An 18,802-nucleotide genomic window follows, 5' to 3' on the forward strand; every position below is an offset into this window, starting at 1 on the left:
TTTACCTTTTAAATTTTTTTGCTGCAATCTTTACAAATTCCGTAAAGTTGCATCATGTGGCCGGTTAGTTTAAATCCGTGCTCTTTTGCTATATTCATCTGTCTTTTTTCTATAGTGTGATCTTCAAATTCTATTATGGCGCCGCAACGTCTGCATATCATATGATCGTGGTGAGGCTTTGTGGCAAGTTCAAATTTTTTACCTTGAGAGCCAAAACTGATTGAAGTAACCATCTCTGATTCCTCAAGCAAATTTAGAGTTCTATAAACTGTTGCGATGCCTATATTTAGCTCGGGATGAGCCTCTTTGATAAACAGATATAATTTCTCAGGCGTAAAATGCTCGTCGTTATTATAAAGAGTTTTTAGCAAAACTTCACGCTGCTGAGTATATTTAAGCCCATTTTCTTTTAAAACTTTTTTGAATTTTTCAAGCAGTGCGTCATATTCTAAATTTTCAATCATCTTTTACTCCTTTTGTGTTGTGTTGCTATCTACGGTATTGTTTGAATCAATCGAAATTTCATCTTTTAATGTCGTATTTATAGGTGGTTGTATAGTATTTTGTATATTTTGCTTTACTTCATTTACGTCTATATTCATTATCCATTTCCCGGTTTGTAAAAGCACGGGATAAAGCACGCTGTCTTTCAGATACGGTTTTAGCTTGCTGTCTAGCACTCCGATATTGGCGACCGTTACTACCAAAACTGCAAATATCAGGAAAATTTTGGCACTTCCCATTATAAATCCGCCGATCTTGTTTAAAATCCCAAGACCGCTTAGATCTAAAAGCTTTGATAAAAACATACCTATAGCCAAGCAAACCACCCAAAAAACTATGAGTATGGATAAAAACCCTACAAAGTGTACTATGGAGTCGTTATCAAGCTTGTAAATTTTATCGTTTATAAATTTACCCGCTTCATTTACAAATCTGCTTGCAACTACGATACCGCCTATAAGTCCTATAAGTCCAAAAATTTCTCTTATAAGACCGTGCATAATGCCTTTTATGCCAAGCATCAAAACAAGAACACCTGCACAGATATCAAAAATACTTATACTAGCAAAAACCATCTACATTCCTATTACACCGGCTAATTCTTGCTGACTTGTTGAATATCTCATCGCCATATCCTTTGTGATTTGACCTAATTTTACAGCTTTTGTCAAGGCCTGTGTTTGAGTCGTCATACCGGTCATTTGCTGGTTTAGCTGCATTTGAGAGTAAATTTGATGAACTTTATTCTCTCTTATGAGGTTAGCAATCGCAGGGTTGTTTATCAAAATTTCATGAACCGCTATACGCCCTCCGCCGTTTTTAGGCATAAGGCTTTGAGAGATAACCGCCGTTAGCGAAACGGACAGCATGTTTCTTACCTGAATTTGCTCTCCGCCTTCAAAACTGTCTATAATACGGTTTATAGTCTGTATGGCCGAGTTGGTGTGAAGAGTGGCAAAGACAAGGTGTCCCGTTTCAGCAGCTGTTATAGCGATAGATATGGTCTCTCTATCACGCATCTCGCCTACAAGTATTATATCGGGATCTTCACGAAGCGAGTACTTAAGCGCTTGTGCGTAAGAATGCGTATCCGTGCCTATATTTCTATGAGAAAATAGGGATTTTTTATTTTCATGGACGAATTCTACCGGATCCTCGATGGTTATTATATGTTTTCTTTCATTTAAATTTATCTCATTGAGCATCGCCGCAAGAGTGGTTGATTTACCGCTTCCCGTAGGTCCCGTAACAAGTATCATGCCCTTTTCGCGCTTTACTATCTCTTTAAAGATTGAAGGCGCTCTAAGATCGTCAAGCGAAGGAATTTCGGTAGGAATTATACGAAATGCCGCCGCTAAATCGCCGTTCATAGTGTAGTAGTAGTTACCTCTAAAGCGCCCGATATTAGGCAACTCTATAGCAAAGTCAAGCTCTTTTTTCTCTTCCAGTTCACTCTTTTGGGCATCAGTTATGAGGGCATAACAGATATCTTGTATGTCATGGCCCGTCAAAATTCCCATTTCAAGAGGTCTTAAAGTGCCGTCTATTCTTATCTGAGGCGCACTTCTTGCGACAAGGTGTAAATCACTAGCTTTGTTATAAACAACAGTCTTTAAAAACGTTTCTAAATTCGTGCTAAATTTTCCGGTCTCTGTCATGGCGATCACTCTATGATTTTAGGAACGACAAAAAAGTGTTCGTTTCTTGCCGGAGCATGCTTTAAAATCGAATCTATTACGTCTGATTTGATCTCAACATCTTCCCTAAGCAAAGTACCGCCGTCTATGGAGCTTACCACAGCTTCGACATTGCTTAAATCAAGCTCGTTTAAAACATCGACAAAAGTCAAAATTTCAGTAAGTTGCCTCTTAATCTCCCCCCGTTTATCCTCGCTTATTTCAAGCGAACTAAGCTTTTCCAGCTTAACAAGTAACTCATCGTCTATCTGCATAATGCCTCGTTTGATTCAAATTTTAGTGCATTATATCACATTTTAGCTTTAACCTTTGTGATGTTTCAGATTTATTATGCTACAATTACAATCTTTTAACTACAACAATTTAAGGAAAAACATTGGCTATAAAAGAAGATTTAAAATCCATAAAAGAAGAGTTAAATACACAGGAACAATTTTTAGAAAACATAATAAAAAGCGAAAGATTTATCAAGAAATACAAAAAACCTTTCATAATTACTTTAGTGTTGGCAATATTAATGGTTGGTGCTTATTACGTCAATAACTTTATAAAAGAGAAGAATTTTAAAGCAGCGAACGAAGCTTACGCTGCACTTATAACAAATCCCGGCGACTCTAAAGCAAAAGCCACCTTAAAAGAAAAGGATATATCTCTTTATGCTCTTTACGAGTTTAAAAGATCGCTTGAAAATAACGATACCGCCACTTTAAATTCGCTTATAAACGAGCCTATCGATCCTATCTTAAAAGAGATAATTAAATCCCAAACAAACGAACAAAGCGGACAAATTTTAAGCAATTACAAAACGGTTTTAAAGGGTTACGAACTTATAAAAGACAATAAAATAGAAGAAGCAAAGATAGAATTTAAGAAAATTCCTCTCAATTCACAGCTTCAACCGATAGTAAAAAATCTTGAACATTACCAAGGAAGCGTCAAATGAAAAAATTTCATATATTTTTAGCCGTTATTTTTGCATCGATTTTGCTTAGCGGATGCGGAACCAAAAGGCAGTATTTTGAGCCTGAAAACGTAAATTCAAAAGCTGATTTTGAATATAAATTGCCTGACAATATCGCTTCAACAAGCCTAAATGCGGCAGTTCTTGAAAACGGAATGGTAATCACAAAACACGGCTTACTGGAAAATGTAAAATTTCCAAAAGGCACGACGCTCTTAAATGTCCAAAAAGACAAATTTATAACCTCAACGCTTGATGGAAATTTAATCATCACAGACCAATACGGACAGGCATTATACGAAAGAAAATTTAACGAAGCCATCGTATCTGCATCACTTGAAGACAATAGACTTGCGCTATTAAGCGCTTCAAATACTATATATCTTGTAAATATTGCGACTGATTCGATCCTGCTTGAATTTGAATCATCAGACGTATATGCGCAAGATTCTCGCACGGCATCACCTTACTTTTTAAGCTCTCTTGTGATATTTCCGACGCTCGACGGAAAGATTATGATAGTTGATAAAACCACAGGAAGAATTTTAAGGGATGTTGTTGTAAGTAGTGAGCAATTTTTTAATAACATAATATTTTTAGACGTGGTAAATGACACTATGCTTGCATCAACAGGCAAAAGAATCGTGTCGATAAGTCCGGAAAAAACGCTTTATTATAACGGCGAAATAAAAAATGTCATTTCAAATAAAGATAAAATTTATATCTTTGAAAAAGACGGCACGGTAACGCTAACCGATCTTAATCTACAAAAGCTAAATTCCGTAAATTTCAAATTCGCTATCTTTTCAAATGCAGTAGCATTTAGCGATCATCTTTATATCATCGAGAAAAAAGGCTACCTTATAAAAACAGGGCTAGATTTAAGCGATGCGCAAATTTTTGAGCTAAATGATGAGATAAAAGATAAGAGTTTTGTGGGATTTAAGGATTTTTATTACGATAACTACTACCTGAAGCTAAATTAAAATGAGCTCTGAAATTTATAAAATTTTTGAGGCTCATAATCTTGTTTTAAAAGATATAAAACAGATTGATTTAAGCGAATTTAGCAAGAAAAAAACTCTCAAATCGGCTATAGGCATTGACACAAAGGGATTTTATACTATAGTTTTCATAAGAGAAGCCAAAAGCAGGTTTTTAAAAAAAGAATTTGAAGATATTGTTGAAATTTGCCGAAAAATAGAAGAAAAGCTTGGCTTGAAAATTAAAAAAAGAGTTGTCTTTTACAGCTCGCAAATTTGTTCAAAAACACAAAATTTGATAAAAGAATCAGGATGGAAATATGACGCTGTGTGATATCGGCAATACAAACGCCACCTTTTTTAAAGAGGGTAAAATTTCAAAGATCGATATCCAAAGCTTTAAAAATTTTAAAAGCAGTGAAAAAATATACTACATAAGCGTAAACGACTCTATTAAATCCAAGCTTGAAAATGATGAAAATTTCATAAATTTAGAGCCGTTTTTTGAGATTGACACTATATATAACGGACTTGGAATCGATCGCATAGTAAATTGCTACAGTATCGATAATGGCGTAGTTATCGATGCAGGAAGCGCCATAACCATAGATATAATGCAAAACAAAATGCATCTTGGAGGGTGTATCCTGCCGGGAATATCTCAAAGCCTAAAAACCTATGAAAACATATCCGCTCGACTTAAGGTATCGCTAAATTCACAGATAGACCTTGAAGCTTTACCCCAAAAGACATCAGATGCTGTAAGCTACGGAGTAATCAAGCCTATCGTCCTTCTCATAGAAAATATCTCAAATAACTCTAAAATTTATTTTACGGGCGGAGACGGAGAATTTTTATCTAGATTTTTTAAAAATAGTATTTATGACAAGAGATTGATTTTTCGCGGTATGCAAGCGTTAATCGAAGAAAAAAAGGAAATTTTATGCTGACAGTTGCACTGCCAAAAGGTAGAATCGCCGAAGAGACTCTTGAAATTTTTAGAAAAATTTTCAAAACTCCGTTTTTGTTTGAGGATAGAAAACTAATCATGCAAGAGGGGGATTTTAAATTTTTAATGGTTCGCAACCAAGATATCCCCGTTTATGTCATGAACGGAGCCGCCGATATCGGCGTAGTAGGACTTGACGTGCTTGAAGAGCACAAGCCTGATGTATTAAGACTGCTTGATTTAAAAATTGGCAAATGTCGGGTTTGTGTAGGAGTTAAAGAGGGCGAAGAACTTGATTATAACGTCTCTGAACTTAAGGTCGCAACCAAGATGGCAAATATCTCTCGTAACTACTTTTCAGCCAAAGCGACACCTCTAAAAATCATCAAACTATACGGCTCTATAGAGCTGGCTCCGCTTGTTGGGCTTAGCGACGTTATCGTCGATGTGGTTGAAACAGGCGCCACAATGAAGAAAAACGGGTTAAAAGTGGCAGAAACCATCATGCACTCATCTGCACATCTGATAGCCAATAAAAATAGCTTTATTATCAAAAAAGACGAGATAATATCACTTTACGAGAAGATAAAAACTCAAATTTAAGTGTTGTAAAAATCGGAAATTTTCTTATAAATTTAAGTTATTTTAAGAGTATATATCTAAATTTTAGTGCCAAAACCTCTTATCAAATCACAAAAAATTTCATAGAGCTTTTCTACTTCATCCACGCAAACCCTCTCGTCTACAGCGTGAATTCTATCGTTTATAACGCCAAATTCAACTACTTTAACTCCAAATTCGGATAAGTATCTAGCGTCGCTCGTGCCGCCTTTTGTATTAAGATCAGGCACAATACCCGTGATATTAGTTACGGAATTTTGTAGAGCTTTTACGACAGCGCTATTGCTATCAGTTAAAAACGGTTTTGAGCTCTGCTTGATATCAAGACTGTAGTCAAACTCTCCAAAAAGCTCTTTAACGTAATCTTGCACGCGCGCGACATCCGTTTTGGTCGAATTTCTTATATTAAACATCACTTTTACGCTACTTGGAGTTACGTTACATACTTGCATTCCGCCTCTAATGTCAGTTATTACGATCTTACTGGCGTCAAAAAACTCTCCTCCTTCATCAAGGTCAAATCCTGCAAATTTATGAAAAACGCTTGCAAGCTGATGGGTTGGATTTACGCATTTGTCTGGATATGCCGCGTGTCCTTGAATTCCGTTTATGGTAAGAGTTGCGTTTATAGAACCGCGCCTGCCAACTTTGATAGTATCTCCAAAAATTTTATCACAAGTAGGTTCGGCTACTACTGCAAATTCAGGCAAACTTTCATTTTCTTTCATAAATTTTAAAGCTTCAAGCGTGCCGTATATAGCATCCCCCTCTTCATCGCTTGTCAGTATCATAGATAAGGTGCCGTCAAATTTAGCCTTACCCAAACTTATTTCAGAGCAAATTTGCTTGCAGGCACAAACAAACGCTGCAACTCCGCTTTTCATATCTTGAGCTCCGCGAGCGTATATAAATCCATCCTTTTGCACAGGATCAAAAGGCTCACTATTCCAATTCTCCCCGGCAGGCACAACATCGACATGGCCCGCAAATGCAAGATGTGCTCCACTGCCAAATTTCTTAGTAAGTATTAAATTTTTAACTCCGTTTTTATTAACGAATGTGGGTTTAAATTCATCGCAATAATCCTTGATAAATTCAAGAAATCCGTCATCATCCGGAGTAATGGATCTGAATTTCAAAATTTCTTTAAAAAACTCAATAACTTGCATAGTATTTCCGTCTAAATATAAATTTAAAGTAGAGTATGAGAAGGCTCGCCTAGATAAAAGCCTTGAAATTCATCAATACCAAGAGCCACGCAGGTTTCAAATACGCTTTTTGAATGAACAAATTCGGCGATTACCGTAATATTTAATCTCTTGGCAAAAGCGATTATCGCACTTGCAACCGAGCGCGAATCATCGTCTGTATCAATATTTTTAATGATTGAGCCGTCTATTTTGATATAATCCGGTTTAAGTTTTAATATATAAGAGAAGTTGCTATATCCGGAACCAAAGTCGTCAATCGCAATCTTTGCACCCATTCGCTTAACACGCTCTATAAATTTACTAACCCGCTCAACGTTTTCGACATTTTCATCTTCCAAAATCTCAAACACCACACGATTTGCGACCTTATATCTGTTTATCCTGTCTATGATAAATACGCTCATATCGCCATCAGTCATATCTCTGCCTGATAAATTTATAGAAATGATCGCGTCAGGACTTTCGTGAAGAAGTTTAAAGCTCTTTTCCATCAGCATCTTTTCGATATCGACATATCTTTTTATACGCTTTGAAACTTCCAAAAATATATGAGGAGAAACTACTTCGCGACTATTTTGGATACGCATTAAAGTTTCATATTTCATAACCTTTTTTTGCGCATTAAATATCGGCTGATAATAAGGAGTTATCTTATCGTTTACAATAGCGTCTCTAATCAAATTCGAGCGCTTAATCTGCTCTACGTACTGAACTGTATCATCAATGCTTTTAAAATAGCAAAAATAATCCTTGCCGCTTTTTTTTGCAAATTCAAGTGCAACTATAGCCTTTCTAAGAGTATGTGTATCATCCAGGCAAAAGCCGATAGTGCAATGAACTTCTATAAGATCTTGCTTGTCATCAACTCCGCGCTCAACGTCTATTATGAGACCTTTAAGACCCTCTAAAAGATCGATCGCAAAATCCTCGTAACGATCTATAAAAAAATCTCCGTCTTCAACGAAAGCGAATTGATCTGCACCGATTCTATAAACTTTCATGCTTTCTTTTTGAGCAATTTTTTTAGCTAAATCGGTAAGATATAGCAAGATTTGATTACAAATTCTCGTACCAAAATAGTTGTTCATCTTTCTAAAATCATCAATGTCCATAATGACTATTTTTGGCTTTCTCATATCGTCTATATCTTTTTGCAAAGACGTTCTATTGGGAAGTCCTGTAAGCGGGTCAAAGTAAAGTCGCTTTTCTATCTCATTATTTTTAGAAACTAATTCGGCGTTTACCGTAGCTAATACTACTTGATTGGTTTCAAGTCTTTTGTAAAATAAGAAATACTGAAATAGACCGACTACCACCATAAAAGTAGCTACTATGATGGTGTTTTTCATATTTGCAAAAAACCATTCACTAAAATAGCTATCGTGAATTCCTGAGATTTTGATATTATCCATTGTGTTGTATCCAATTACAACATCATCATATTTTTTAAAATAGCAAATTTTAACTTTATTATCAGGAAGTAATTTTATGTCTTTATAATACCCTTCACTTATAAATTCTTGATATTTAACTTTATCTATACCGCAAATTTCAATAGGCAAAGGCTCTCCTATAAGTTCAGGATACCTAGAGCTTGCTAAAACTACAAGCTCTCTTTCATCTTCCGTCTCTTTAAGAACCCAAGAAGATAAAGCTTTTGTCTGTTCTGCATAGTTTTGAAATGTCGCAATATCGTGTTCTGAAATAGTGTTATACAAAAGCTCAACGGCGTTCATATAAGATTTTATTTTAGTATCAATGTTTATGTTTGATATACTACTTATGGAAGTTTTGTATTTGGTATAAAATATATAAGATACAAGCATCAAAGAGCATATAATAAGTATAACTACAGGCAAAATTATAAATTGCGTTGTAGATTTTTTAAAATCAATATTTTGCATCCGGTCTGTTAACCTTTTATTAAATCCAAATTATATCAATATTTTATAGTATCACAATTTGTTTTAAAAAGCTATTAATAAAATATTAAATATTTAAATTAAAAAATATATTGTAAAAAAGACTTATTGCAAAGCCTATTAAAATAACTGCACAACTATAAGACATATACTTTATAACTCTAGGCGAAATTAGCGTGGAACTCTTAAAAACAGCCAAAGGCATAAGAGTTATCCAAAGCCCGATAGCGGTAATTAATCCTGCCACCATAACCCACGCGTATCCTGCAAAGCTACTTGCAAGAGTAGCCACACTTAGCCAAAATCCTATCGTATAAGGGTTGCTAAGAGTTGCAAACAATCCCTTAAAATAATTTTTAGCAAATTGTGTTTTATCTTTATCTAACGTTTTTTCAAGCTTGATTTGGTTGCTTGCTCCTTTAAAGATAAGCCAAGAAATAAAAAGTAGATAGCAAATTCCAAAAATTCCGATCGCCTTTAAGATAAGTTCGTTTTGCAGATACTCCAACACTCCAAAACTAAGCAAAAGCAGATAAAGCACGTCCGCACTCATCGCTCCAAGACCGATAGCAAACGCTCTTAAAAACGAACTAAGCGCGGCGGTCATTATCATTATATTAATAGGTCCAAGCGGTATGGCCGCTGAAAATCCAAGCAAAAGCCCTTGCAAAAAGATACTCATATAACTATGCCGATCATATATTTTTCACAAATGTATTTACTATCGCCACCCTTGCAGATAGTCGCAACAAACAACCGATAGTCAACAATCTCATCATCGCTACAGCACTCTTCATTAAAATTTACCCAAAAAGACTTTAACTCATACATAAAAGCAAATTAAACAAGCCGATTCTATCCTCAGCACAACGAAGCAAACCACATAAAGCGAGTCTAAAGCCTTATTATCTTAGCTCCAAATCCACCTTGATTTGGCGGCGCATCGAAGAATTCCTTTACGCTAGGATGAGTCTTTAAAAAATTCCTAACCGCAAAGGCAAGCTTACCGGTGCCGATCCCATGAAAGACGCTAACCTCATCAAAGCCCATTATCAAGCTATCGGAGATAAATTTATCAAGCTTTTCTATCGCCTCGTCTGCTCTAAGTCCGTGCAGATCAAGAGTAACGCTGGCCGTTTTTGGTTTTTGAACTTTTAAATTTACGCCTGATTTTGGAGCACTTGGAAACGGATTACCGCTTTTTTTAAGCATCTTGATAGGTACTCTAAGCTTAACGCCGTCGGTTTGTATAGTAGCGTCATTTTTACTAAGTCCTACCACGACGCCTTTTATCTTATTATATTTTACGTTATCACCGATTTTTAGCTCAATTTGAGTTGAAATTTCGGGCTTTACGATGGCCTTTTTAGCCTCATTGGCACTATTTAAGGCACGCTGTTTTTCTTTGGTATCGTCTAAATTTATAGCTCTTTTAGCCTCGTTTATCGCCTTAAAATACTCTCTTTCAAGCCTATTTATAGTCTCTTGCTCTCTTATTTCGTTTTGCTCTTTTTGCTCTTTTAAGCTCTCAATCAGCAAGTCAAGCTTTTGCTCTTTTTTTACCGTGCTTTCAAGACGCTCTTTTAGCTCTACTTCCAAATTTAAAGTCTTGCTTATCATCTCGTTTAGATTTTCTTTATCTTCACCGTAAATTTTCTTCGCTTCGCTAACTAAATTTTGAGATATGCCGTATCTTGCGGCAGTTTCAAAAGCATAAGATTTGCCGATAGTTCCTTTTAAAAACTCAAATTTCGGACGAGAATTCTCCTCGTCATAAAGGGCTGCTATGAGCTCTACTTCGCTGTTTTTAGCAAGCAGCATAGCAAGACGCTTATGGTGAGTAGTGATGATCATCTTGATATCGTTTGCTATAAGCTTTTCAATCATCACGCTATATAGACTAGCAGCCTCTTCAAAGTCCGTTCCAAGCTCTATCTCATCAATTCCGATGAGCAAATTTTTCTTGTTAAAAAGCCTTGAGAAGTGAAGCATGCGCCCTGCAAAAGTAGAGATATCGTTTTTTACATTTTGCGGATCTTCGATGATGGTATCAAACTCCTTAAAGCTTCCGATGTGCGAATTTTCAGCATCTATCCTCATAGGCAAAAGATACTTTGCTAAAAACGCCGCGGAAATTATTGATTTTAAAAGCATTGACTTGCCGCCCGCATTTACACCCGTTATCAAAAGCACTTTTTTACGAAAATCCACGCTAACACTCTTTGGGTTTTTAAGGGCGGGATGAGCGAAATTTTTAATAACTATATTTGACGAGCTATCACTTAGCACAAATTCATAATCCATACTCTTAGCCATAAGCACCCGCGCGCTATAAGCGTCAAATATATCAAAAGCCGAATTTATAAATTTCAAAAATAGCAAATTTTTGTGCATAACGCCACTCATCAGCTTGCAGTGCTCATATACTATCAGCTCTTTTTTATCCAAAAGCTCGCTTTGCTCTTTTTTAAGCTTTTCTATGTTTGCAGGCATTACGTAAAAGTATCCGCCCGAACTTCTTGCGACGACCGTGCCTTTTAGTACGTGATTAAACCCTCCGCGCACCAGCAAAGCTTCTTGGGCATTGACATAATGAACCTGAGTATCCACAAGATAAGGCGTTATTGATTTTGAGTAGATAAGTCGCTTTAAATCAGCGTCAATCTGAGACTTTTTCATAGCAAAAGCCGATTTTATGCCTGCAAGCCTCTCATCGACCTCATCTTTTAGCTCGCCGTCTTTATCAAAGGAATTTGCGATTTTTAAAATAGCCGAAGGAATTTCTATCTTATCCAGCCACTCGCCAAGACGTCTTTCAAATTTAAGAGATTTAAGATACGAAAAATAGTTTATAATCTTAGCAAATTCATAAATTTCGCTGATATGAAGCACGGCTTGTTTGTTTAGCCTAATGAGAGCATCGTCTAAATTCGCAACCTCGCCAGGCTCTTTAAATTCCACATTTGAAAGCTCTAAAATTTTTTCATAGTGAAGCCTGCTATCTCCTTGCATAAAAAGCGGTTTTTCGCGAGCCAAAAACGAGCCGAATTTAGCGATATACTCGGTCAGATCAAGAGTATGAAGCAGTCTATCCACCTACTTCGCCTCGCAACTTTTTATCTCGATTATGACGCTGCTAAGCTCTTTAAATTCCCGCTTTGCGACAAAAGAGGCGGTGCCAAATTCGTAGTTAAATTTTTTATTGCTTACTTCCATCTCCCCGCATTTTAAAATTTTACCTTGATTAAACGCGCTTAAAAGCTCGCGGGTTTTAGCCTGACTATCTTCAAAAGCACTCTCATAAACATAAGCCAAAACTCCTACAACCACGACAAAAGAGGCTATTAAAATTTTAGCCTTTTTGCTGATTTTCTCATCGCTTATACTAAAGAGCAAAATAGCTACTAAAATAACTACTAAAACAAGTATAAACCTCATTATTTTCCCCTTAATTGATATGTGATGTCGCCTGCGCCAAATCCTATCACAAGTCCGTCATCAAGCAAATTCTTAACTCCGAATTCATCAAAAAACACAATACTATCATCCTCTCTGCTAACGTGAGTGGTCATTATCGGATTATACTCTTTAAATTCCTCTTTCATATCTATCTCTATAGGCTCTTCTCCTGCCGCATAAACGGGCAGTATCACAAGCTCGTCAATACCTTTAAAGCACTCTTTAAACCCTTGCAAATTTGCACTCAAGCGAGTATATCGGTGAGGCTGAAATATGGCCGTTATCTTTGAAATTCCAAGCAGCTTTGCGTATTCAAAGACCGATTTGAGCGTCGCTTTTATCTCTGTGGGATGATGAGCGTAGTCATCTATAAGCACGAATTTCTTAGTTGCCGTAAGTATATCAAAGCGTTTTTTTATACCTTTAAAATTCATCAAATTTTCACGAATTGAGCTTAAAGAGACCTCATTAATCGCGGCCAATATCGCAAGGCTAGCGTCTATTGCGATATGCTCGCCCATGCCAAGCACTTCAAATTTGCCCAAATTTTTAAGATTAAAGGTAGTGTAAGGCACAAAATCCCTTACTACCATGGTCATGTCGGTAATATCAACGCTTGGATTTAGTCTGATAGCATCAAACTTAAGCGTGTTTAAAAACTCATCTTCGGCGTTTATCACCCGAATTTTAGCTCGCTCCAAAAATCCCCTGTAAGCTGCGTGAAATTTCTGCATATCGTATTCGTAGTGCTCCATATGCTCGGGCTCTGCATTGGTTACGATGGCCAAATACGGGTTTGAGTTAAGGAAGCTTGAGTCGCTCTCATCGGCTTCAAAGATGACGTTTTCGTGAGTGTTGTATTTCATGTTTGAATTAAACTGCTTTGAGATGGCGCCTATGATGACAGAGCCCTCAACAAGGCTTGCAAGCATCGCCGAAGTGGTACTCTTACCATGCGCTCCCGCAACGGCAAACACACGCTTGCCCTCAAGCACTATGGGCAAGGCTTCTTTGCGCGAAAGACACTTTATGCCGCGTCTTTTAGCTTCGATCAGCTCTATGTTATCCTCTTTGATCGCAGCTGAATAAATAACAAAATCCTGATCCGTTATCGCCTCTTTGCAGTGAGGCGTTATGACATTTATGCCTTGCTTTACGAGCTCTTTTGTCGTAACGCTTTCTTTGATGTCGCTACCGCTTATGATGTAGCCCTTTTCGTTTAAAAACCTAGCGATAGCCGATATGCCGATACCGCCGATACCGATAAAATGAACTTTTCTCAAATTTGACCTTAAATTAAATTTTAAATTTGATTATATCCAAAAGGAGCTTAGAGATATTGGTTTAGCTTTTTGATTTGGTTAGTTCATAACTCTCATCAATCAGATCAAATACCGCCTCATCTAAGATATCACTGCTTAAATTCACGCTTATCCAGTGCTTTTTGTTCATATGATAAGCAGGGAAAATTCGCTCATCATCTCTTAATAGGCTTGCCAGATCAGGCCTGCACTTTAAATTTAAGATAAAAGTTTCGCCCTCTTTTTTAAGACCAAGCTTTTTATAATCAACTTTTAAGAGCAGGCAAAACCATTTTTGATTTTTCTCATGGCGAAAAATAGCATGGTCAGGATAGTTTTCAAAAACTTTTTCGTTTTTAACTCCAAATTTTTCGCTTATATATTCAAAAACGGCTTTTAGTTGCATTTGGTTTCATCGCTCTTTTTTAAGGCTTTCATTCAAAGATAGATTTATCAAATTTGCTAAAAAGAAAACTTTCCATCTCGTTCATCTCATACTCGCTAAATTTACTGACATCGATTAAAATCGCCTGTTTAGAGCCAAACATAAGCGCAAAGCCATCTTTTAGCTTATAAATTTTAAAAATTTGAGAGTATTTAAGCGCAAGAGCAAAGTCGCCTTCATTCATATAAATTTTATCGCTAAATTTAAGCCACGTTTCATATCTGTTTTTATCATGAATCGCATCACTACCCTGCTTTATCGCATTTAAAGTCATCTTTGGCGTCAGATAAATGATAAATATCCCAAGGAATATCATCGTTACCATAGCGCTTAAAATTCCCGCTTCAAACCTGTCAAATTCATCTTTTACCGAAAAAAGTAAGAGCATAGAACATATCGCAAATATGGTAGCAAAGAAAATTTGCCTGATTTGACCTCTCGTGATAACGCGCACATACTGCTTTAAAAGCTCGTCACCGACGCTAAATTTACACTCAAATTCGCTTTGCATTTTAGCTTCTTGCCTTAAGTCTTATTTTGGAAGCTTAAATTTACGCAAATTTAACTCGCCGCTACTCATATCAAGATAGTAAAGCAGGTCTTTTTGTACGCTTAAGCCCGCAAGATACCTAAGAGCCAAATTTGCCTGAAAGCTAGCTATAAACATAACTATAGGAGCGGCAATTCCTGCTGGCTTGATATCTGAAACCGCAAAGGCAGAAGTTAGCGAAGCTTTATCAAACAGACAAACCTGTCCGTGAAAGCTCTCAACAGACCCGTAAAGCCAAGGTACGCCCAAGCTCTTTGCGTATTCGTTTATCTGAGCTCTTGTTTTTAGATTATCGGTAGCGTCGATGATAAGATCAAATTTAAGCCCTTTAGTCGCAAATTCATCAAATTTACAAGCATGAACCGTTATCTTTACGCCGTCATATCTTCGCTCAAGGCGACTTTTAAAAATTTCAGCCTTAAATTTGCCCTCATCTCCAATGTCAAAAAGAATTTGGCGGTGGATATTATGCACGCTCACTTCGTCAAAATCGACAATGTGAATTTCGCCTATCCCGCTTGAACCAAGAGCATATCCAAGCGAACTTCCAAGTCCGCCCGAGCCGATGATAGCTATGCTTTTGCTTGCCAAATTCGCTTGCGTCTCCTCGCCCCAAAGCTGAATTTGTCTATGAAAATAGTTCATATAAATTTCCTTTTATTTATAATGCAGCCAAATTCCCACATACTTCTTGCTTTAGTAACTTCCTTTTTGCTTACATCTACAAGCAACATCTCTTCGTTTTTGCCAAGCCTCGCCTCGATATCGCCAAGCGGATTTATAAGCATGCTGTCTCCGTAGAATTTCCACTGCTCGTCGTTTGATTTGTGATTTCCGACACGATTAACTCGCAGGATATAAAGACTGTTCGTAAATGCTCGAGTTTTTAAGAGCTCCTCCCATCTAGCCCGACTAAAAAACGTGCAAGCTGACGGCATAAGCACCACATCAACTCGCTTTTTCATCATATACGCCCAACACGCATCAAAGTGAGCTTCATAACCAAACATCACGCCAAATTTTATCTTCTCGTGAGTAAATGTCAAAAACTCAAATTTATCATCATCGGAGTCGTTTTGAGAATTTGTAAAAAATTTCGCTTCGTTCCAGTGAGAATACGGCATCAAAATTTGCTGTTTAAAAAATTTAGTCTGATTCGGGCTAAATTTACCGACCGCTTTTATAAGCTCTTTGCCTCTGCTTAATACTATAGGAGCGATGATCGTGATATCGTATCTCTTTGCGAATTTCGCCAATGTCTCGCGCTTGATCTCGCTTTGTTCTTTTATGATGCTTTTTGGCATACTTTCAAGCTCTTTAAAGAAGCTGTTTAGCACGTATTCTCCAAGCACGACAAGCTTCGCGCCGCTATCTGCACACATCTTAAAATAATAATCAAGCCTTAAATCGCTGATAGGCTGAGTGGGAAGTTGTAGGGCGCAAATTTTACTCATTGGATATCTCTTTTATCTGAAGTTTTGCATTTTGTAAAATTTCCCCGGCCTCATCAAGCAGCTTCTTGCCCTCTTTGTGAAGCTTTACACTCTGCTCTAAGCTTAAATCATCCTTGCTTAACTTCTCTAAAATTTCATTCGCCTTTATCAGCTTTGATTCAAAACTATCTTCTTTTAAATTTTCATCATTTTGCATCCAAAACCCTTTTTACATATTTTTCAAATTTATCAACTTCAACCAAAAACGCATCATGTCCATAGCTGCTATTTATCTCGATATATTCGCATTCGCAAGGCTTTTCAAGCTTGGCAATCTCATCAGCCATCTCCTTCATACAACTTGGCGGAAACAATATATCGCCGCTAAATGATATGAGCGTAAGTCTCGCGCGAATTTGTGAAAGCGCGTCGCCAAGGCTATCATAGTGCCTCGTGCAGTCAAAGATATTCATCATCTTAACGATATAAAGATAGCTTAGCGGATCAAAGCGCTTCGGGAAATTATGCCCGTTATATTCCATATATCTATCCACCTGAAAGCGTCCCGTAAGCTCGTAAAGTCCGTCGGTTTCTACATAGTTTCTGCCAAATTTCACGTCCATTGACCCAGGACTTAAAAAGCTTATGTGTCCTGCCATCCTGCCAAGCGCCATGCCGACAAGTCCGCTTTCTGCGATATCAACAGGATCGTATTCGCCGTCTTTAAACTCCCTATCGCGTAAAATTCCCTCGATTGCGATTTTATTAAACGCGATCGCCCAAGGCTTGGTCTGGTAGGTGCTCGCCATGATTATTACATTTTTTGCAAAATTTGGAAATTCTATCGCAAAACAAAGAGCTTGCATACCGCCAAGACTTCCGCCGATAACTGCGTGAGCCTGCTTGATGCCAAGCCTTTCAAAGAGCTTCATTTGAGCTTTTACCGCATCGCTTATCGTTAAAACGGGAAATCGCAAACGATACTGCTTGCCTGTGCTTTTTTCTATACTAAGCGGATTTGTCGAGCCGAAATTTGAGCCCAAGATATTTACGCAGATAACAAAAAATTTATTCGTATCAACTGCCTTACCCTCGCCTATGAAGCTATCCCACCAACCTGGCTTTTGCTCGTTTTCATAAAATCCCGCCGCATGATGCGAGCCCGTAAGTGCGTGGCAGATGACAATGACGTTGCTTTTATTTTGATTTAAATTTCCGTAGGTTTCATAAACAAGCTCGAAATTTGAGAGAATTCGACCGCTCTCAAGGTAGAGCGGTTCGTCGAATTTCTCTTTGCCTGTTTTTAAATTTAGCACTAATTGACTTTGTAATTCGGCGCTTCATGCGTGATAACTACGTCATGAACGTGGCTTTCTTTAAGCCCCGCACTCGTAATTTCTACAAATTCGGCCTTTTCTTGAAGCGTTAAGATATCTTTTGAACCACAATATCCCATCGCACTTCTTAATCCGCCAAGCAGCTGATGCACTACATCTTTGATACTGCCTACATATGGAACGCGACCTTCGATACCTTCGGGCACAAGCTTATCTTGAGCGGTGCCTTCTTGAAAATATCTATCCGAGCTTCCCTTACTCATCGCGCCTATAGAGCCCATACCGCGGTAGGTTTTGTACTGGCGTCCTTGGAAGGTTATAAGCTCGCCTGGACTCTCGTCACAACCGGCAAGCAAGCTTCCCACCATGATACTGCTTGCACCTGCGGCAAGCGCTTTGGCCAGGTCGCCTGAATACTTGATACCGCCGTCTGCGATAACGGGAATGCCGTATTTTTTAGCTTCGTTTGTGCAGTCGTCAATTGCTGAAATTTGAGGCACGCCAACGCCTGCTACGATCCTTGTAGTACAAATCGATCCGGGACCTATACCTACCTTTATGCCGTCAGCTCCCGCTTGCGCTAGGTCTTTAACGGCTGCAGGATTTGCGATATTTCCCACGACTACATCGACGTTAAAATTCGCCTTTATCTCTTTAAGCGTATCGATGATACCTTTCGTGTGTCCGTGAGCAGAATCCATAACTATCGCATCAACTCCTGCTTCCACAAGCGCTCTTGCGCGATCTATCTGCCCTACTCCGATAGCCGCTGCCACTCTGAGTCTGCCGTAGCTGTCTTTATTTGCATTTGGATACTCTTTGCGTTTTTTAAGGTCTTTTATGGTTATAAGTCCTTCTAAATGTCCGTTTTCATCGATTATCGGAAGCTTTTCTACGCGATTTGAGTGAAAAATTTTCTCCGCTTCATCAAGAGTGCAACCCTTTGGAGCGGTTATCAAAGGAGCCTTTGTCATACGCTCTTTTACAAGCACTTTCGGATCGGTTTCAAAGCGAAGATCACGGTTGGTTAAAATTCCTATAAGCTTATTTGCCTCATCAACCACAGGTACGCCCGAGATATGAAGATCTGCCATAAGCGCCCAAGCTTCGCCGACCGTTGCGTCAGGACGTATGGATATAGGATCGATGATAACGCCGCTTTCGCTCTTTTTCACCCGTCTTACTTCACGTACTTGCGAGGCTATGTCCATATTTTTATGTATGACGCCGATACCTCCAAGACGTGCCATCATGATAGCCGTCCTATGCTCGGTAACCGTATCCATAGCGGCTGAGATAAGCGGGATGTTTAAGCTTATGTTCTTGCTAAAAACGGTCTTTACGCTCACCTCTTTAGGCAAAATTTCAGAGTATTGCGGGACTAAAAGCACATCTTCAAAGGTTAAAGCTCTTTTAACTATCTTCATTT

General features: G+C 37.9%; 23 protein-coding genes. 5 read left to right on the forward strand and 18 right to left on the reverse strand.

The annotated features are described in order from the left end of the window. Positions 1-8: 8 nt before the first annotated feature. Genes CORI_RS07400 through gatC form a run of 4 tightly spaced genes read right to left on the reverse strand, consistent with a single transcriptional unit; the run spans position 9 to position 2,455 of the window. On the reverse strand, positions 9-464 hold the full coding sequence (locus CORI_RS07400; RefSeq protein ID WP_173031438.1) for a Fur family transcriptional regulator: 456 nt from the start codon (positions 462-464) through the stop codon (positions 9-11). Positions 465-467: 3 nt separating this feature from the next. Then, complete coding sequence (locus tag CORI_RS07405; RefSeq protein ID WP_173031439.1) at positions 468-1,079, reverse strand: CvpA family protein; 612 nt, start codon at positions 1,077-1,079, stop codon at positions 468-470. Next, positions 1,080-2,162: a type IV pilus twitching motility protein PilT gene (locus CORI_RS07410; RefSeq protein WP_173031440.1), complete on the reverse strand. Its 1,083-nt coding sequence runs from the start codon at positions 2,160-2,162 to the stop codon at positions 1,080-1,082. 5 nt (positions 2,163-2,167) lie between these two features. Continuing rightward, positions 2,168-2,455: an Asp-tRNA(Asn)/Glu-tRNA(Gln) amidotransferase subunit GatC gene (gene gatC / locus CORI_RS07415; RefSeq protein WP_173031441.1), complete on the reverse strand. Its 288-nt coding sequence runs from the start codon at positions 2,453-2,455 to the stop codon at positions 2,168-2,170. Positions 2,456-2,577: 122 nt separating this feature from the next. Between gatC and CORI_RS07420 the strand changes: the two genes are divergently transcribed. Genes CORI_RS07420 through hisG form a run of 5 tightly spaced genes read left to right on the forward strand, consistent with a single transcriptional unit; the run spans position 2,578 to position 5,697 of the window. Next, positions 2,578-3,144 (forward strand): hypothetical protein, encoded by a 567-nt coding sequence (locus CORI_RS07420; protein WP_173031442.1) that lies wholly within the window; start codon positions 2,578-2,580, stop codon positions 3,142-3,144. Beyond that, positions 3,141-4,148: an L-seryl-tRNA selenium transferase gene (locus tag CORI_RS07425; protein WP_173031443.1), complete on the forward strand. Its 1,008-nt coding sequence runs from the start codon at positions 3,141-3,143 to the stop codon at positions 4,146-4,148. Before CORI_RS07420 ends, CORI_RS07425 begins: the two co-directional genes overlap by 4 nt. Position 4,149: 1 nt before the next feature. After that, the gene (locus CORI_RS07430; RefSeq protein ID WP_173031444.1) at positions 4,150-4,479 is read left to right on the forward strand and encodes a hypothetical protein; all 330 of its coding nucleotides are present in this window, start codon (positions 4,150-4,152) and stop codon (positions 4,477-4,479) included. Further along, a complete protein-coding gene (locus CORI_RS07435) occupies positions 4,466-5,095 on the forward strand; it encodes a type III pantothenate kinase (RefSeq protein ID WP_173031445.1) in 630 nt (209 codons plus the stop codon). The genes CORI_RS07430 and CORI_RS07435 overlap by 14 nt, the downstream gene beginning before the upstream one ends. After that, positions 5,089-5,697, forward strand: coding sequence for an ATP phosphoribosyltransferase (hisG, locus tag CORI_RS07440; protein WP_169940549.1), 609 nt, complete (start codon positions 5,089-5,091; stop codon positions 5,695-5,697). The genes CORI_RS07435 and hisG overlap by 7 nt, the downstream gene beginning before the upstream one ends. 56 nt (positions 5,698-5,753) lie before the next feature. Here hisG and dapE read toward each other — a convergent pair whose 3' ends face one another. From dapE to guaB, 14 genes are all read right to left on the reverse strand, one after another. Then, entirely contained in the window at positions 5,754-6,884 is a 1,131-nt protein-coding gene (dapE, locus tag CORI_RS07445; protein ID WP_173031446.1) for a succinyl-diaminopimelate desuccinylase, read from the reverse strand. A 23-nt stretch (positions 6,885-6,907) separates the two neighbouring features. Beyond that, positions 6,908-8,830, reverse strand: coding sequence for an EAL domain-containing protein (locus CORI_RS07450; RefSeq protein ID WP_173031447.1), 1,923 nt, complete (start codon positions 8,828-8,830; stop codon positions 6,908-6,910). Positions 8,831-8,915: 85 nt separating this feature from the next. Beyond that, positions 8,916-9,530, reverse strand: a complete 615-nt coding sequence (locus CORI_RS07455) for a LysE family translocator (RefSeq protein WP_173031448.1) — start codon at positions 9,528-9,530, stop codon at positions 8,916-8,918. Further along, positions 9,527-9,679 carry a hypothetical protein gene (locus CORI_RS07460; protein WP_173031449.1) on the reverse strand — a complete coding sequence of 51 codons (153 nt, stop codon included), beginning with the start codon at positions 9,677-9,679 and terminating at the stop codon, positions 9,527-9,529. Before CORI_RS07460 ends, CORI_RS07455 begins: the two co-directional genes overlap by 4 nt. A 63-nt stretch (positions 9,680-9,742) precedes the next feature. Beyond that, complete coding sequence (locus tag CORI_RS07465; RefSeq protein WP_173031450.1) at positions 9,743-11,944, reverse strand: endonuclease MutS2; 2,202 nt, start codon at positions 11,942-11,944, stop codon at positions 9,743-9,745. Beyond that, entirely contained in the window at positions 11,945-12,286 is a 342-nt protein-coding gene (locus CORI_RS07470) for a hypothetical protein (RefSeq protein WP_173031451.1), read from the reverse strand. Continuing rightward, on the reverse strand, positions 12,286-13,590 hold the full coding sequence (gene murC, locus CORI_RS07475; RefSeq protein ID WP_173031452.1) for a UDP-N-acetylmuramate--L-alanine ligase: 1,305 nt from the start codon (positions 13,588-13,590) through the stop codon (positions 12,286-12,288). The genes CORI_RS07470 and murC overlap by 1 nt, the downstream gene beginning before the upstream one ends. A 61-nt stretch (positions 13,591-13,651) precedes the next feature. After that, the gene (locus CORI_RS07480) at positions 13,652-14,014 is read right to left on the reverse strand and encodes an MmcQ/YjbR family DNA-binding protein (RefSeq protein WP_173031453.1); all 363 of its coding nucleotides are present in this window, start codon (positions 14,012-14,014) and stop codon (positions 13,652-13,654) included. A 28-nt stretch (positions 14,015-14,042) separates the two neighbouring features. Continuing rightward, the gene (locus tag CORI_RS07485; protein ID WP_173031454.1) at positions 14,043-14,564 is read right to left on the reverse strand and encodes a YcxB family protein; all 522 of its coding nucleotides are present in this window, start codon (positions 14,562-14,564) and stop codon (positions 14,043-14,045) included. Between the two features lie 21 nt (positions 14,565-14,585). Beyond that, a complete protein-coding gene (locus tag CORI_RS07490; protein WP_173031455.1) occupies positions 14,586-15,248 on the reverse strand; it encodes a ThiF family adenylyltransferase in 663 nt (220 codons plus the stop codon). Then, positions 15,245-16,057, reverse strand: coding sequence for a carbon-nitrogen hydrolase family protein (locus CORI_RS07495; protein ID WP_173031456.1), 813 nt, complete (start codon positions 16,055-16,057; stop codon positions 15,245-15,247). The genes CORI_RS07490 and CORI_RS07495 overlap by 4 nt, the downstream gene beginning before the upstream one ends. Next, the gene (xseB, locus tag CORI_RS07500; RefSeq protein ID WP_169940571.1) at positions 16,050-16,253 is read right to left on the reverse strand and encodes an exodeoxyribonuclease VII small subunit; all 204 of its coding nucleotides are present in this window, start codon (positions 16,251-16,253) and stop codon (positions 16,050-16,052) included. The genes CORI_RS07495 and xseB overlap by 8 nt, the downstream gene beginning before the upstream one ends. After that, a complete protein-coding gene (locus CORI_RS07505) occupies positions 16,243-17,352 on the reverse strand; it encodes a homoserine O-acetyltransferase (protein WP_173031457.1) in 1,110 nt (369 codons plus the stop codon). The genes xseB and CORI_RS07505 overlap by 11 nt, the downstream gene beginning before the upstream one ends. Then, positions 17,352-18,800, reverse strand: coding sequence for an IMP dehydrogenase (guaB, locus tag CORI_RS07510; protein WP_173031458.1), 1,449 nt, complete (start codon positions 18,798-18,800; stop codon positions 17,352-17,354). The genes CORI_RS07505 and guaB overlap by 1 nt, the downstream gene beginning before the upstream one ends. Between the last annotated feature and the right edge of the window lie 2 nt (positions 18,801-18,802).

This window comes from Campylobacter sp. CCUG 57310 (genome assembly GCF_013201975.1).
Lineage (GTDB): Bacteria > Campylobacterota > Campylobacteria > Campylobacterales > Campylobacteraceae > Campylobacter_A > Campylobacter_A canis.

What these genes read in the sequence shown, in the direction of transcription:
- CORI_RS07400 (WP_173031438.1), bottom strand. Translation starts at nt 464, where the DNA reads ATGATTGAAAATTTAGAATATGACGCACTGCTTGAAAAATTCAAAAAA.
- CORI_RS07405 (WP_173031439.1), bottom strand. Translation starts at nt 1,079, where the DNA reads ATGGTTTTTGCTAGTATAAGTATTTTTGATATCTGTGCAGGTGTTCTT.
- CORI_RS07410 (WP_173031440.1), bottom strand. Translation starts at nt 2,162, where the DNA reads ATGACAGAGACCGGAAAATTTAGCACGAATTTAGAAACGTTTTTAAAG.
- gatC (WP_173031441.1), bottom strand. Translation starts at nt 2,455, where the DNA reads ATGCAGATAGACGATGAGTTACTTGTTAAGCTGGAAAAGCTTAGTTCG.
- CORI_RS07425 (WP_173031443.1), top strand. Translation starts at nt 3,141, where the DNA reads ATGAAAAAATTTCATATATTTTTAGCCGTTATTTTTGCATCGATTTTG.
- CORI_RS07430 (WP_173031444.1), top strand. Translation starts at nt 4,150, where the DNA reads ATGAGCTCTGAAATTTATAAAATTTTTGAGGCTCATAATCTTGTTTTA.
- CORI_RS07435 (WP_173031445.1), top strand. Translation starts at nt 4,466, where the DNA reads ATGACGCTGTGTGATATCGGCAATACAAACGCCACCTTTTTTAAAGAG.
- hisG (WP_169940549.1), top strand. Translation starts at nt 5,089, where the DNA reads ATGCTGACAGTTGCACTGCCAAAAGGTAGAATCGCCGAAGAGACTCTT.
- dapE (WP_173031446.1), bottom strand. Translation starts at nt 6,884, where the DNA reads ATGCAAGTTATTGAGTTTTTTAAAGAAATTTTGAAATTCAGATCCATT.
- CORI_RS07450 (WP_173031447.1), bottom strand. Translation starts at nt 8,830, where the DNA reads ATGCAAAATATTGATTTTAAAAAATCTACAACGCAATTTATAATTTTG.
- CORI_RS07455 (WP_173031448.1), bottom strand. Translation starts at nt 9,530, where the DNA reads ATGAGTATCTTTTTGCAAGGGCTTTTGCTTGGATTTTCAGCGGCCATA.
- CORI_RS07460 (WP_173031449.1), bottom strand. Translation starts at nt 9,679, where the DNA reads ATGTATGAGTTAAAGTCTTTTTGGGTAAATTTTAATGAAGAGTGCTGT.
- CORI_RS07470 (WP_173031451.1), bottom strand. Translation starts at nt 12,286, where the DNA reads ATGAGGTTTATACTTGTTTTAGTAGTTATTTTAGTAGCTATTTTGCTC.
- CORI_RS07480 (WP_173031453.1), bottom strand. Translation starts at nt 14,014, where the DNA reads ATGCAACTAAAAGCCGTTTTTGAATATATAAGCGAAAAATTTGGAGTT.
- CORI_RS07485 (WP_173031454.1), bottom strand. Translation starts at nt 14,564, where the DNA reads ATGCAAAGCGAATTTGAGTGTAAATTTAGCGTCGGTGACGAGCTTTTA.
- CORI_RS07490 (WP_173031455.1), bottom strand. Translation starts at nt 15,248, where the DNA reads ATGAACTATTTTCATAGACAAATTCAGCTTTGGGGCGAGGAGACGCAA.
- CORI_RS07495 (WP_173031456.1), bottom strand. Translation starts at nt 16,057, where the DNA reads ATGAGTAAAATTTGCGCCCTACAACTTCCCACTCAGCCTATCAGCGAT.
- xseB (WP_169940571.1), bottom strand. Translation starts at nt 16,253, where the DNA reads ATGCAAAATGATGAAAATTTAAAAGAAGATAGTTTTGAATCAAAGCTG.
- guaB (WP_173031458.1), bottom strand. Translation starts at nt 18,800, where the DNA reads ATGAAGATAGTTAAAAGAGCTTTAACCTTTGAAGATGTGCTTTTAGTC.